Consider the following 15212-nt stretch of genomic DNA (forward strand, 5'->3'; position numbering starts at 1 on the left):
ATACTTATTTGTTTTTTAGTTAGTTGCTCGCCAACTGATTTTTTTGATTTTGATTAGATCCGTCCAGTGAGATGCCGGATCGGCTGTGATGGTTACAACATCCGGATTAGTGCCTTGTTTATACTTCTGGAGTGTACCTCCGTTTGCTGAGCTGTAGGTGGCGACATAAATAGGATTGGTTGACGGTTCTATTTGCGTGTCACATTTGAGCATGGTGATTTGGGCATCTCCATAATCCTCCAGCAGATAAATCTTCTCATATCCTTTGTTATAATCATAGGCGTATAGTTTAGAACCAACCGCATAGTAGATAATTGTACGTCGCGATGAGAAAGCATAGAAACTAGCCTTGTTGAAATCCGTTGCAATTGCGCTAATGGTAAGGAAATCACGTTTTATGGCTGTCGATGTGGAGTAGAATTTATAGATGTAATGCGTCTGATCGCTCTTATTCTTCATAATTGCAAAGGAGTTTCCATAAGTCGATCCACCATCTGTGTTGAGTGTGTTTTCTCCATACACAAATGTGCGTCCCACACTTTGCTGATTCCAAGGGAAAGGGTCAGTGCCGGAATCTGTAAGCAGCGTGGAGTAGTCTGTAAAAGAAGCGACCTTCAGGAAACGTTCATTTGTCTCGTCGTAATACACAAAGCCTCCCCAATTAGTCAACGAATACATCATGCAAGGATTGGCTTTAAACCATACATTCGGTTCTTTTTCCAGTCGATTGACCGGATCGGTGAAATAAGCTCCTCCCATAAGCAGAGTCGAGCTGTTGAATACATAACCGTTACTGCAAATCGTAGCGCTATAGTAAGCTGATGAGGGGTTACCTGCCTGATCTTTAATGCGCGGAGCAAAGTCTACGGGCACAAAGTTGAGGTTGTACTCGTTAGCTAGAAACAGTGCTTTCTGAAACGTTTTAGTCGGATCGAGCTTCATGGTTGTCATGTCGAGTGCATAAACCTCGTCTTTAGTTATTAGCCACAGTTTGGAATAACTGCCTTTTCCGGTGTGTATGATGTCTACCCCTTCGGATAAATTAGGCACATCGGTATTTCCCAGTACATCCTTGATCAGGATGGTATCTGTACTGATGGAAAGCATTTGCACTTTTGTCTTTCCGAGTCCATCTTGCCCGATCATCATAAGCCCTTTGGTATAGGGTGTACCCACTTCCAAAGCAGCCGTTTTTACAGCTGTCACTCCGGTCGTTTTATCTATAACCCGAAGGTAGAGTGTATAGCTAGTAGGGGCGAGGGTGACGGGGAACTCCAGGTTTCGTTCGGTGCCGATCAACTCGGATGATGTATAACCAACAACGGCCCTCCATTCATATTCCAGGTTGCTCTCGTCGCCTAGTGTCGTTGTAATCTTGGGCTCTATTTTGAGTGTGGACACGCCGGTCATCACCTGATATTTTGCCGCCAGCCCATCAATCGTTACTTCATTGATGTCGTGATAATCATACGAACCCTTGTCATCGTAACAGGAGGTTATGATTATGGCTGCCAACACAGTGTATATAATTCTTTTCATAACTTTTTTACTTTATCCTTTGATTAATAGCATTAGTTGTAATAACCTGCATCGGGTATCCAGGGGACTCCGACCTTCGACATCCACGGACAACCGCTAAACCACATTAAGCGTCCGTCGTCTTCCAAAACAGGATTCTTGGCGTTGTAGCGTTCGATTAGCATGGCCGCCATCGTTTTATAGATCAATGTCTGCAAAGCCGATGGCATGGTTTCTTTACTTAAGAAATCGTTGTAGGTCACGTCGAACCGATCGCAAATCATTAACAGCTTCTTGCGGGAGAATGCACCCCAGCTACCGGACTCATACCCTCCATTGTAGGGTGATACGTCCGTTCCTACCCATTGTAGTGGCCGAGTCATCATATCAGTAAAGCGGATGGTGTGTTGAGATGCGTCAAAATGCTCATAAACAGTTCCGGTAGTATACCCTTCCACGGCATCCCATTCCGGAAACGACACAGCCAATTGATTTGTAGGAATGAGTTTCAGCCCTAGCGTAAGGGTGTGGTTTTGCAAAGCTTCGGTGCGAATAAGCCGGGCGGTTACCGAACTTACATATTCACCTGCTTTAACTACACACTCTTCGGATATGGATTTATAGTCAACGCCGATAACGGCCGTCGTACTATCCGGGTTAACCGTTACTTTAAATATACGGTCGTAGTCTTTAATCGGTCCGGTTACCATGACTTTTAATGCAATATCAGCTTCGTCTCCACTTACGGCCATAAAGTTTACCTCTGTGTAAGGTTGGTATGGCCAGGACTTTTCACCTCCCCAGGAGCTGCCCCACTGAACGGCAAAATAAACTCCTTCCAATCCTTCATAATCCATCAAATCTTTCTCGCATCCAGCTAATAACAGCATGGGGAGTATCAGAATCCAGTGTCTTAATCTCTTCATATCTAAATAATAGTTGTGCTTCTTGCTAAAAAGGAGCGTTATACATTCGTTTGTCTTTATCACTCATTGGTTCTTTCACTTGTTTCACTGTCCGGCAACGGGATGACGTATTTGGCTAAATCCACATTCATTGTACCGGACGCTTTATCGCCGTTGGGAATGTTCACCATTCGCTGTCGTTTATAGAAAAAGAAGATCTGTCCTTCGCCTAACATCTCTTTTCGATATTCGGCGGCAAGAGCGTTGATCAGTCCGTCTTCCGTCAGCTTGAGGCTAATGCAATTGCGTGCATTTCTTAACTGATTGAAATACGAAGAGGCGTCTTCAATGGTATTCGCACACTCGGCTGCAATCAGATACATCTCGCTCAGGCGAATCATGGGAACCATGTAGTTGAGTGTTGAACTGGAGTTCACATTCTCGAACTTACGGTGATATAGAACTTCACTGCCATTATTGTTGTAAGTAGCCCAAATCTTGTAGCGATAGTCATTCTTATCATCATAGAGTTCGTCTACTCGCCCACTGTTCAGCGAACCGGCAAAGGTGAAACGGTAATTCGGTTCCAGAGTCGGAATAAACAGTTCGCTTTGGATATCTTTCTCGCGCAACGAATTATAAGCGGCGAAGAGAACTTCACTGGAGAATACACGATCCGGAGCCGAAGTACTTGTTGCGGCCGAGTTCGTGACGAAGGGAAAGATAACTTTCGCCCCTTTTTGTGCTTCATCAATAACCTCATTGGCTGTTTGATAGGCTTTGGGTTTATTGCCTTCCCATAGATAGACACGAGCCAAGAGAGCTTTTGCCGCAAAGTAATTCAGTCGATATTGCCGGTTGTTTACATCGACCTCGCTGTACAAGCTTTTATCTTCTGCCAGATACGGGTCGGAAGTAGCCAGCAGATCGACAGCTACCTTTAAGTCAGCAGTTATCCGTTCCATGACTTTGGTGCCGGATAGGAGTGGAGTTACTTCCTGTTTAGAACTTGTCTGATAGGGGATTCCCGCTTTATCGAGCTCCGATGTCAACGGCCCGAAAAGACGTAGCATATCGAAATGAAGCATCGCCCTCAAAGCAATTGCTTCTCCCTTAATCATGCTTGCATACGGTTCGGTAAGGGGAGATTCGGGAGCCTCGCATTTTTCTATAATCGTATTGCAGTTCGCTATTACGTTATAGCACTTCTTCCACATTGCATCGAAGAGAGCTTTCTCGCTTGAGTCCGAATAGTCCAATATGGCAATCTTATAAAAACGGTGTGTAGACGAACCGTTGTACGTATAATACTGGCCCATAATGTCTACCGCTCCCACTGACAGGTTCTGTCCATACAGTTGGGACGTGTTCAATTCAATATATATGCCGTTTAAGGCTTTGACAAATCCCTCTTTACTATCGAATAACATCTCTTCCGAAAGACGGTCTGTGGGAGTTACGTTAATCCATGACTCGCATGAACTAAGTGAGAAGAGGATGATTGCCAATGCATATTTTAAGATCGATTTCTCTTTTTTCATACATTAATTAGAATTGTGCTCCTGTTTGAAAGGAGCCTGTTAAACTAAAAATAGATCAATTGTATAGAATGAATTCCGATGTGTTTAGAATCTTAGCCCTAAAGACATGGATACCGAGCGAGCGAACGGATAGTCGATACCACGTTCCTCTTTAACGGTTGAAACCCGGAAGAAATCGTTCATATACGCACGTACGGTTATGGATGAGGCTCCTATTCTTTGCAGCCATGAAGCTTGAGTCTCGTAACCAATGGAGACACTTTCACCGGACAGAATATTATTGTCGGATACAAAGCGAGAAGATATCGGTGTGGAACTTGACGTGGAGATTGCTTTAAACTTGGCAATATCACCCGGTTGTTTCCAACGATCATACAGTGCTCGTTTGTCTTGGTTGTAGTGAGCCGACTCTACCGAGATGTTTTCCACCTTATTGTATAGCGCGCTCATAAATATCTGTCCACCTACCCGATAACGCAAATTGACTGAGGCCGAGAAACCCTTGTAATAGAAAGAAGTTCCGATGATACCTTCTACATCCGGTTCTGTATTACCTACCACAACTTCATCATCGTAGCTATGGGTGAACGTCTGCGTTCCATCTTTCCGGATGAATATTTCACGTCCGGTTGCCGCATCAATTCCGGCAGAACGTACAGCCCATAAGTCAGAAGGGCTACCCCCGTCATAATAACGTATCAGATTCTTCGATCTATTCAATTCGTTGAACTGAGAGAGGTACTGGCTTACATTCCGGTATTCGGAGTGGAGATGGCGTAGTGTGGTATTCACCGACCACATTAACTCTCTTTTCTTGAAGATCTGATAGTTGGCTACAAGGGTATAGCCGGTGGTCAACTGTCCGCCCACATTGGTTGGAATGGAAGTCGATCCGGTAGAGGGTGGCAAGTTCATGTACACCAATAGAGGATCGGTCTTTTTGGAAAAGTAGTCGACGTTAAACCGTAGGCGGTTGTCCAACACGACTAAGTCGAAACCAATGTTACGATCCAGCGTCTTTTGCCATTTGAGGTCGGAATTACCGAAAGTCTTGATAATGGTACTTACTCCCCATGGATTGATGTGATGATTGTTATACTCATAAATCTTCATCGAAATATAGTCGTTGAAATTCTGGTTTCCCGGGTTACCGATAGAGCCTCTGATCTTTAAGATGTCGATCCATTTGAGATTCTTCATGAACGCTTCATTGTGAAGATTCCATCCCAAACCAACCGACCACGTATTGGTGAACAGTTTGTTGACTCCAAATACGGAAGCACCATCCGCACGCCAGCTGACATCGAGCAAATAGCGGTTATCAAATGAATAACTGGCATTGAGATAATAACTGGCCGTGCGGCGTTTGATCTCTTGATAAACCCGTTGGCTGATGTCATAATCCTGCGCAAACAGTGGATTGCTGAACTCGTCGTCGATGAAACCCTGCATGGCGTATTGCCCCAGGTTATACGAAGTCTGAGCCAAGCGTATACCCGCCACAGCGTTTACCTGATGGAATTTACCAAGCAATTTGCCATAGGTTGCGCTAAGATCCAAGTCATAGTTCCACGTATTCTTATTCGATTCGGTGTAGAGGCCTTTCTCATCGTCTTCCTTACCTATGTACTCCACGTTGTAAGGCGAAGAAAACTTTTTAAGCTGCTCATTGGCTTTAGTCAAACCTATTTTAGCTCGAATACGAAGTTCGTCAATCGCTCTCCAATCCGCTTCAAAGTTATTGGTGAAACCATACTCCGCGGTTGTATTGAAGTTGTTATTGCTCAAATCATAAAATGGACTATATACATTGATATACTTTACGGCAAAGGTGTTTATGTCCAAGTAAGAAAATGATTCAAGCACCTTAATGGGATCTCCGTTCTCATCCGTTTTGCGAAAGAAAGGGTTTGTTTGAGCGAACCGGGAGAAAGGTACACTTTCGTGTGCCGCTTTCGTATAATTAATGTTCAGATTGTTGGTAAAGGCCATACGTCCTTTGCGATAGATAAGCCGAACATTTCCATTGATGAGGTCGCGGTCGGACCCTTTCATAACGCCTTCTGTTTTCCCGTAGTTAACTCCAACACCGTAGCGCAAGGTCTTATCTCCTCCTTCCAAAAATACATTATGGCGATGAGAGACAGCAAAGCGGAGTGGTTCATTCATCCAATAGGTGTCGACTCCCCTGCGGATCTCTGCCAACCGACTGTTGTATAGCTGTTCCTGCTGTAAGCTACCGATGTGTCCGTCCGCGCTATTTAAACTGCCATATACTCCCGAGAGTAATTCAAATTGGATTTTCTCTTCTGCATTCATCAGGTTATAGTCTGATAAGTCGGCGAATGTAAGATTCAAATTGCCGTTGTAGTTTATCCTGAGTTCTCCGGCTTTAGGAGCTTTTGTTTCAACTACTACCACACCATTGGCAGCCTTTGAACCATAAATTGCCGTAGCGGCCGCGTCTTTTAGAACCGTTATGTTCTGGATGCGGTCCATGCTGAGGTCACTGATAGTAGCTAGTGACGATTCGAAGCCATCCAAGATGAAGAGCGGCTGATTGGGGTCTGTGCCATATTCTTCACTCAAGCCGATAACGCTGGTTTTACCTCGGATCTCAATGTTTAAGGCCTGGTTCGGGTTCGATCCCATCGTGGTGTTTTCGATGATGGCAAAGGAAGGATCCAGCGTTTTTAGGCTTTCCAGAATATTCCCGTTGCCAACCATCTTCAACTCCTTTTCTGAGAAAGTAGTGGAAGAGCCGGTAAAACTCTCTTTCTTGCGTGTGAAAATACCGGTTACAACCACCTCATCTACTGATTTCACCGTTTCACTCATTCGAACTGTCAGGTTCCTGCCGGCCGTCGCTTGCATTTCAACTGTCTCTTTCCCTATGAAGGAGAAAGTCAAAGCAGTTGTTTGATCTTTCCCGCTAGGAATAGAAAACTGCCCGTCCATATCAGTCAGTGCTCCCAGATTTTGTACGCCTTTCACACGCACGTTGACTCCGGGAAGTGGATCATTGTTTTCATCCACAACCTGCCCCGTGATGTTTGCCTCTCTTCGTTTGGCGTTTTCTTTGTTTTGAAAGATATGGATGTACTGTCTGTCTACCGAGTAGTTAAGTTGCTTACCTTCGATCAATCTTCGTACAGCTTCTACTGCCGTGGCATTGCGTATAGAAGCGCTTACCTTAATTGTTTGGAGTTCATTGTAACTGAAGATAATCTTATAGCCCGACTGCTTCTCTACCTTTTTTAAAGCGTCCGTCAGCTTTTCATTTACACACTCCAATGTGACTTTCTTTTCTTGTGCTCCCACTTCCAAAAAAGGAATACACAACAACATAAACAGGGCGGCATATTTTAGTAGTCCGTCTCTCTTCTTGTGTTTAAACCTTGCCATTAATTGCTCCATAAGTACGATGTGTTAGTTGATAACAAAAAAACATAAATAGTACGTAAACGGGAACAGATCGGGCACTTGTTCGCGGAATATTTTCTCAAAAAGATAACTAAACCTTATTTATTAGTGCTTATTTAATATGTTATTTGGCTTCAGCCTGTCGATGTGATATGCCCCGTGTATATACCTTTTTTTGGATAAGAAGAGCTCTTTTTGCATACTTAAACAGAAGAGTACATAATTCTCGTTATAATTACCCGTGCCACCGTGATGGCACGGGTGTGCCATCGCATTTGCACAGTTGTGCCATCGCGGTGGCACAACTGTGACAGTACGATTATACAGTCTGGCACAGGAAGAAATACACGATAGAAAGGCATTATCCAAAACATTCTCTTCAACTAAATGGCGGAAGAGCCTTATGGCATTCGAACTGGATCGATTCTTCGGCAGAAAGGCAAAAGCTTATTTACGAGTTGGCGTCGGTTTGATTGGGTATGTTGTCCGGAGTATTTGTTTCTTCCGCTTTCTCCCCCTCTTCTTCTCCGTATTCTTCCATCTCCTCTTCTTCCTCTTCATGAGCAAAAGGATCTGGCTTTTGTGGTCCGTATTGGGAAAAAGCGAAAGCGCAAAGGGTACCCATGATCGCGCCTCCAAGATGTCCTTCCCAAGATATATTAGAAGGAGAGAAGTAGGGGATCATACGCCATACCAGACTTCCATATAAAAAGGTTACTAAAAGGGAAATGGCAATGAGAGGCACATGTTTGCGTAGTATGCCGCTGAAAAATAAGAAGAAAGCCAGGCCATAGATGATTCCGCTGGCTCCGATATGCCATCCCGGTTTGCCAATAAAAAAGACAAAAAGTCCTTCTCCTATCCAGATTATAAAAAAGATAACCGGGGCGATACTTCTGTAAAAATTAAAGAGACACCATGAAAGGAAAAATAAGGGAAGAGTATTGGCAAATAAATGACTAAAACCACTGTGTATCATCGGGCTGGTCAGAATACCTATAATCCCTTTCTTTTCCCGTGGGTATATACCGACATGAGAGAAGTCCCAATCCATCCCTATCTCTAGTGTTTTGATCACATATAAGGTAAAAATAAAAAACAAAGGCCACATCGATGCCAAAACTATTCGTTGAAAATCTTTCCTCATTTTGTAGTATCTATGCATATTTGATACAATACTACGAATATTCGCATAAAAATGAAAAATAAAAGGCTTTTTTATTTTGGTTTTTCGCTTTAATTTGTACATTTGGGGAATCATAACGTTGATATATTAGCCAATAATTAACCTTTAAATAATTGCACATCTATGAGTTATTTACGATTTGACAAGACCCTTATGACAAATCTGGAAGAATCTCTTCAAAGAGAGATTTTACGGACAAACAAAGCGGGGGCTTATCATTGTACAACGATTGTTGACTGTAACACACGCAAATATCACGGCCTGTTGGTAATTCCAATTCCCAATCTTGACGATGAAAATCATGTGATGTTATCTTCTTTGGATGAAACGGTAATTCAACACGGTGCAGAGTTTAATCTGGGATTGCATAAATATCAGGGAAACCATTTTAGTCCCAACGGACATAAATACATCCGTGAATTTGATTGTGAGCGTATCCCAGCCACAACTTATCGCGTTGGAGGTGTCGTCTTACGCAAAGAAAAGATCTTTGTTCATCATGAGAGCCGCATATTAATTCGCTATACCCTGCTTGAAGCGCATTCGGCAACGACTTTGCGTTTTCGTCCTTTTCTGGCTTTCCGGGGAGTACGTGAGTACACGCATGAAAATAATCAGGTGAACCGTGAATATCAACTCGTCGAGAATGGAATTAAAACTTGCATGTACCCAGGGTATCCTGAACTTTTCATGCAGTTGAACAAGAAGAACGAGTTCCATTTTCAACCGGATTGGTATCGAGGCATTGAATACCCGAAAGAGCAAGAGCGTGGGTATGATTTTAACGAGGATTTATATGTACCCGGATACTTTGAAGTGAATATTAAAAAAGGAGAGAGTATCGTATTCTCTGCCGGCACTTCAGAAACGTCTACACATCGATTGAAGCAGGCCTTCGATCAGGAAGTTAATGACCGAACCCCTCGGGATAGTTTCTATCACTGTTTGAAGAACTCGGCACACCAGTTCCATTATCAACAGGGAGATGATCATTATATCATCGCCGGTTATCCTTGGTTTAAGTGTCGGGCAAGAGATATGTTCATTTCCTTGCCGGGATTAACGTTAGCCCTTGATGAGGTCGATCAGTTTGAAGATGTTATGAATACTGCCGAAAAGGCAATTCGTAGCTTCATGAATAAAGATGCTATCGGATATAAAATCCGTGAGATGGATCATCCGGATGTATTGTTGTGGGCTGTATGGGCTTTGCAGCAGTATGCTAAAGAAACCTCGCGCGAGCAATGCCGTACTCGATATGGCGATCTGCTCAAAGAAATAATTGAATTTATTCGCCAGCGTAAACATGAGAACTTATTCCTTCATGAGAATGGTTTGCTTTATGCCAATGGGGCCGAGCGAGCTATTACGTGGATGAATTCGACGATTGACGGGCGCCCGGTGATTCCGAGAACCGGCTATATTGTTGAAATCAATGCTTTATGGTACAATGCGTTGAAATTTATAGCCGATCTGGTACGTGAAGAAGAAGATATTGTGCTGGCCGACGCATTAGATGCGCAAGCTGAGCTTACCGGGAAATCTTTTGTAGAAGTTTTCCGCAATGAATATGGTTATTTGCTTGATTATGTAGACGGAAATATGATGGATTGGAGCATTCGTCCGAATATGATATTTACCGTTGCTTTCGATTATTCTCCCCTAGACCGAACACAGAAAAAACAGGTGCTTGATATTGTAACCAAAGAACTGCTGACCCCGAAAGGACTTCGTACGCTTAGTCCGAAGAATGGCGGCTACAATCCGAATTATGTTGGCTCTCAACAGCAACGTGACTATGCTTACCATCAAGGTACGGCTTGGCCATGGTTAATGGGATTTTATATGGAAGCATATCTCCGCATTTATAGAATCAGTGGTTTATCATTTGTTGAACGACAACTTATCGGGCTGGAGGATGAATTAACTATTCATTGTATCGGTTCATTACCTGAGTTGTTTGATGGTAATCCTCCCTTCAGGGGGCGTGGTGCCGTGTCGTTTGCAATGAATGTGGCCGAGGTACTACGAATTCTCAAGCTACTGTCTAAATATTATTAAAAAAGAGGAGGAACGAAGATGAAAGTTTTAATGTTTGGTTGGGAGTTCCCCCCGCACATCCTGGGAGGCTTGGGTACTGCCAGCTATGGTCTGACAAAGGGAATGTCTCAACAAAGTGACTTGGATATCACTTTCTGTATCCCCAAACCTTGGGGAGATGAAGATCAGAGCTTTTTGAAGATAATCGGCATGAATAGTACTCCGGTAGTGTGGAGAGATCTGGATTGGAACTATGTTAACGACCGCGTAGGGAACTATATGGACCCACAACTCTATTATAATTTGCGCGATCATATTTATGCGGACTTTAATTATTTGGCTACTAACGATCTGGGATGCATCGAGTTTTCCGGACGTTACCCGGATAACTTGCATGAAGAAATTAATAACTATTCAATTGTTGCGGGTGTTGTAGCCCGGCAGCAGGAATTTGATATTATCCATTCACACGATTGGTTAACCTATCCGGCGGGGCTTCATGCGAAGCAGGTGTCGGGCAAACCGTTAGTTATTCATGTGCATGCTACCGACTTCGATCGTAGCCGTGGCAATGTGAATCCTACGGTATATGCCATCGAGAAGAACGGAATGGATCATGCCGATCACATCATGTGTGTGAGTGAATTGACCAGACAAACGGTGATTCATAAATATTACCAAGACCCGAAGAAGGTTTCTACTGTTCACAATGCAGTGTCGCCATTGCCACAGGAAATACAGGACATTGTTCCTCAAAAGAAAACGAATGAAAAGGTCGTTACTTTCTTGGGGCGTATTACCATGCAAAAAGGGCCTGAGTATTTTGTAGAAGCTGCCGCGATGGTATTGCACCGTACTCGTAACGTACGCTTTGTCATGGCTGGTAGTGGAGATATGATGGATCGGATGATTCGCTTGGTTGCCGAGCGGGGTATAGCCGATCGCTTCCATTTCCCCGGCTTTATGAAAGGAGATCAAGTATATGAGGTGTTGAAGGCTAGTGATGTGTATATCATGCCGTCAGTGTCTGAGCCGTTTGGAATTTCGCCGTTAGAGGCAATGCAGTGTAGTGTACCGACTATCATTTCCAAGCAATCCGGTTGTGCTGAAATTTTGGATAAATGCATCAAAACCGATTATTGGGATATTAATGCCATGGCAGACGCTATCTACTCCATTTGTACGTATCCCGCGATGTATGAATACTTGCGTGATGAAGGTAAAAAGGAAGTAGACGAGATCAAGTGGGAGAATGTTGGTTATAAAGTGCGTGGCATTTATGACGAGATTATCAATAAATATGGAAAACAATAAAAGATTATAGATTATGAGAACTATCTGTCTTTATTTTGAAATACATCAAATAATACATCTAAAACGTTATCGTTTCTTTGATATTGGCAGGGATCATTATTACTATGATGATTATGCCAATGAAACAAGTATTAATGAAGTAGCCGAACGCTCTTATATACCTGCCCTTACGACCTTAATAGAAATGGCAAAGAGCTCAGGAAATGCTTTTAAAGTCGCGTTTTCTGTTTCAGGGGTAGCATTGGAGCAACTTGAAATTCATGCCCCGGCTGTTATCGATCTGTTACATCAGTTAAACGATACCGGCTGTTGTGAGTTCTTGTGCGAGCCCTACTCGCATGGATTGTCTTCGTTGGCTAATGAAGATTGTTTTCGGGAAGAGGTGCTTCGGCAGCGGGATAAGCTGAAACAAATGTTCGGTAAGGAACCGAAAGTCTTTCGTAACTCCAGCTTAATTTATTCCGATGATATAGGTGGCTTGGTTGCCTCTATGGGCTTTAAAGGAATGCTGACGGAAGGAGCCAAGTATATTCTCGGTTGGAAGAGCCCGCATTATGTATATCATTGCAATCAGGCGCCAAGTCTCAAGCTATTGTTGAGAGATTTTAAGCTTTCGGATGATATCAGTCTGCGTTTCTCCAATTCTGAATGGGGAGAATATCCACTATTTGCCGATAAATACATAAGCTGGATTGATGCTCTTCCACAGGAAGAACAAGTAATCAACCTCTTTATGGAGTTAAGTGCATTGGGTATGGCGCAACCGCTTTCCTCCAATATCCTGGAATTCTTAAAAGCATTGCCTGCTTGTGCCAAGGCAAAAGGGATTACGTTCTCTACACCTACGGAGATAATAACCAAACTTAAATCAATATCTCCGCTTGATGTTGCTTATCCGATGTCTTGGGTGGATGAAGAAAGAGATACCAGCTGTTGGTTGGGTAACGTGATGCAACGTGAGGCATTTAATAAACTGTATAGTGTAGCCGAACGTGTTCATCTTTGCGATGACCGGCGTATTAAACAAGACTGGGATTATTTGCAAGCTAGTAATAATTTCCGTTTTATGACGACCAAAGATACGGGCATCTGGTTGAATCGCGGTATTTATGATTCTCCGTATGATGCCTTTACGAACTATATGAATATCTTGGGTGATTTTATAAAACGCGTTGATGCACTTTACCCTTTCGATGTGGATAATGAAGAACTCAATTCTCTGTTGACTACCATCAAGAATCAAGGGGAGGAGATTGCTGAATTGCAGAAAGAACTAGGTAAATGGCAACTGAAAGCTGAGAAAGCTAATTCTAAAACAAGTAAGCCGGCAAATTCTTCCGAAAAGAAGCCTGCAGCTAAGAAAGAAGTAGCATCAAAGAAGAAAAAAGAAGAGGCTAAGAAGCCACTTCCTCGTTCAAAAAAGGCCACTGTATAAATATCAAATAACTGTGCGATAGCAATGAGAGGAAATCTTTTAGAAGGTTTCCTCTCATTGTATGGTTACCTTACCTATAAGGATCGGATTTTGGATTTGGTTGTTCGGAACTATGCAACCCACTAAATAAAATAAGGAGTAGCTAGATAGCTACTCCTTATTTTTGATATGAAGTGATTACGTTATTTGTTTACCGGTCAAAATGGGTAGATGTAACTTCCATTTTAATGTTGTTGAAAGATTGGTCATTCTTCTTTCCGCCTTTCAAGCGTACATAACCTGGTTTCAAGTCATGTTGGATGCTAATGATATTACTGTTGGTTGAAGTTGTTGAGTCATAGGTTAAAAGAACCGGAATCAGCAATACTTTATCCCATCCGCTCTCTTTTTTCCAGTCTTCGAGGTTAGTAACCGTAACGGTGGTATTATCATCACGCGTAATTGTGATAGGACCTTTTTCAAGATCTTGAATAGCTTTATTCTTCTCTGCAATACATGCGTTGATTAGCTTGGTGATATTGCTAAATGTATATTGATTGGAAGAATTGGCCGTAAGGAAAGACGATATTCCATCATGGAGTTGATTCTTCTTAAAGAATGAATCTTTTATTTGTTTGCGAATCAGCATTACATTGGTTGGAATAGACATTCCGAATTTCTTGTCGCTATCTTGATTGTAGTTGCTAAATGCCAGCTTCACTGCATTCAATGTATCTCCAAGTAGTTTGCTTTCGATCTTATCAATAGGGAGAGTAGCTTCAGTGAAAATTCCCGATGGAGTTTTCAGGTATGTACAATTAAGACTATTATTGATCAAGTCATTGATAGCATTCTCATCATTCTCAAGGCTGTTTGCTTGAATAACTTCTCGGGTAGACAAGAATGTACGGTATGTATAGTAGGTTGAGTCTTTGTATGTCAGATCTCCTTCTTCTTTTACTTTCTTTTTCAACTTAAGTCCGGTGATACTATCAGTTGCATAGCATTTATAAACGACATTCATTTGGACTTGATTGACATAAAGGATTGTACCATCTCCATAGTCACTCTCTACGTATAAGCCTTTGAATGAATCCCCAAAGTGTTTATATAAGTCTTTGCCATAATCTCTGGAAGCCTTTAATATGGTTCCTCCCACTCTTTCGGCTATCTGGCTTTTGAGATTAACACGTATGTTGGGTGAATAACTGCTACTGTTGCGGAGCGAGTCTTTAATAGACATATCAACGGCTGTATAAGCTTTTGTGCCTAAAAGGCCGGTGCTCTTATTGCAATAGTTAGTCGGATCAATGCTCGTTAAATACGCATCAGGAGTTGATAACTTTTTATTCAGTTCATAAAGGCTGAGTCGGCATGCTGTTAATGAATCGCCAAAATAGCCATTGTATAGCATGTAAACCTCTACGGTATGTATGTTACCTATTATTTTACCATTGCTGTCTTTAATAAAGGTTACGTCTTTGTTATCCTCCGATTCATCACCAACCATAACACCGGTTGCTTTGCTTGGATTGCCATTTGAACTCTGAGTAACGGTATAGACTGCCGGGAATGTTAATCCTTCCGGACAGTTCAGGCCTGCCATAAAGCCGGCTTTGTAAGTACCGAAAGTTGGATCGGTGAATTTACCTACATATCCGATGTTTGTCTTGGCATATATACTTCCGGCGAGGACAGACTCTGTAGTTACATCAAATGTAGACAGTTGTCCTTTTATTCCTTGGTCTCCGCCAGGAAAGAGTCCTAGCCCCAATCCGGCTGTGTTATCGTCACATCCGAAAAAGGATACTGTCAGTAAAGCTATCAATGCATATTTTAGTTTCATGATTGATTGATGGGTCTTGATTTGT

9 protein-coding genes are annotated in these 15212 nt (G+C 42.6%); 3 read left to right on the plus strand and 6 right to left on the minus strand.

The annotated features are described in order from the left end of the window. Positions 1-15: 15 nt before the first annotated feature. The 5 genes from JCM10512_RS02460 to JCM10512_RS02480 form a co-directional block, all read right to left on the minus strand. Positions 16-1539: a PKD-like family lipoprotein gene (locus JCM10512_RS02460; protein WP_081741200.1), complete on the minus strand. Its 1524-nt coding sequence runs from the start codon at positions 1537-1539 to the stop codon at positions 16-18. A gap of 32 nt (positions 1540-1571) precedes the next feature. After that, positions 1572-2444: a DUF4843 domain-containing protein gene (locus JCM10512_RS02465; protein ID WP_148298234.1), complete on the minus strand. Its 873-nt coding sequence runs from the start codon at positions 2442-2444 to the stop codon at positions 1572-1574. 59 nt (positions 2445-2503) lie between these two features. After that, on the minus strand, positions 2504-3964 hold the full coding sequence (locus JCM10512_RS02470) for a RagB/SusD family nutrient uptake outer membrane protein (protein ID WP_052517079.1): 1461 nt from the start codon (positions 3962-3964) through the stop codon (positions 2504-2506). An 84-nt stretch (positions 3965-4048) separates the two neighbouring features. Beyond that, positions 4049-7369, minus strand: a complete 3321-nt coding sequence (locus JCM10512_RS02475) for a SusC/RagA family TonB-linked outer membrane protein (RefSeq protein ID WP_044160289.1) — start codon at positions 7367-7369, stop codon at positions 4049-4051. 469 nt (positions 7370-7838) lie between these two features. Then, on the minus strand, positions 7839-8534 hold the full coding sequence (locus JCM10512_RS02480; protein ID WP_044160290.1) for a rhomboid family intramembrane serine protease: 696 nt from the start codon (positions 8532-8534) through the stop codon (positions 7839-7841). 162 nt (positions 8535-8696) lie between these two features. Between JCM10512_RS02480 and JCM10512_RS02485 the strand changes: the two genes are divergently transcribed. From JCM10512_RS02485 to JCM10512_RS02495, 3 genes are read left to right on the plus strand one after another with little or no spacing between them, the layout of a single operon-like run. Continuing rightward, positions 8697-10634: a glycogen debranching enzyme N-terminal domain-containing protein gene (locus JCM10512_RS02485; RefSeq protein ID WP_044160135.1), complete on the plus strand. Its 1938-nt coding sequence runs from the start codon at positions 8697-8699 to the stop codon at positions 10632-10634. Positions 10635-10652: 18 nt separating this feature from the next. Beyond that, complete coding sequence (locus tag JCM10512_RS02490; RefSeq protein ID WP_044160137.1) at positions 10653-11927, plus strand: glycosyltransferase family 4 protein; 1275 nt, start codon at positions 10653-10655, stop codon at positions 11925-11927. Positions 11928-11940: 13 nt separating this feature from the next. Further along, complete coding sequence (locus JCM10512_RS02495; RefSeq protein WP_044160139.1) at positions 11941-13362, plus strand: glycoside hydrolase family 57 protein; 1422 nt, start codon at positions 11941-11943, stop codon at positions 13360-13362. Positions 13363-13552: 190 nt separating this feature from the next. Here JCM10512_RS02495 and bamH read toward each other — a convergent pair whose 3' ends face one another. Further along, positions 13553-15187, minus strand: a complete 1635-nt coding sequence (gene bamH, locus JCM10512_RS02500; protein WP_044160141.1) for a BamH family beta-barrel-assembly machinery protein — start codon at positions 15185-15187, stop codon at positions 13553-13555. Positions 15188-15212 lie beyond the last annotated feature (25 nt).

The sequence above is a fragment of the Bacteroides reticulotermitis JCM 10512 genome (genome assembly GCF_000517545.1).
Taxonomy (GTDB): domain Bacteria; phylum Bacteroidota; class Bacteroidia; order Bacteroidales; family Bacteroidaceae; genus Bacteroides; species Bacteroides reticulotermitis.

Bases quoted from the DNA above. Each gene is read 5' to 3' on its own strand.
- JCM10512_RS02490 (WP_044160137.1), top strand. From the start codon at position 10,653: ATGAAAGTTTTAATGTTTGGTTGGGAGTTCCCCCCGCACATCCTGGGA.
- JCM10512_RS02480 (WP_044160290.1), bottom strand. From the start codon at position 8,534: ATGAGGAAAGATTTTCAACGAATAGTTTTGGCATCGATGTGGCCTTTG.
- JCM10512_RS02460 (WP_081741200.1), bottom strand. From the start codon at position 1,539: ATGAAAAGAATTATATACACTGTGTTGGCAGCCATAATCATAACCTCC.
- JCM10512_RS02495 (WP_044160139.1), top strand. From the start codon at position 11,941: ATGAGAACTATCTGTCTTTATTTTGAAATACATCAAATAATACATCTA.
- JCM10512_RS02465 (WP_148298234.1), bottom strand. From the start codon at position 2,444: ATGAAGAGATTAAGACACTGGATTCTGATACTCCCCATGCTGTTATTA.
- JCM10512_RS02485 (WP_044160135.1), top strand. From the start codon at position 8,697: ATGAGTTATTTACGATTTGACAAGACCCTTATGACAAATCTGGAAGAA.
- bamH (WP_044160141.1), bottom strand. From the start codon at position 15,187: ATGAAACTAAAATATGCATTGATAGCTTTACTGACAGTATCCTTTTTC.
- JCM10512_RS02470 (WP_052517079.1), bottom strand. From the start codon at position 3,964: ATGAAAAAAGAGAAATCGATCTTAAAATATGCATTGGCAATCATCCTC.
- JCM10512_RS02475 (WP_044160289.1), bottom strand. From the start codon at position 7,369: ATGGCAAGGTTTAAACACAAGAAGAGAGACGGACTACTAAAATATGCC.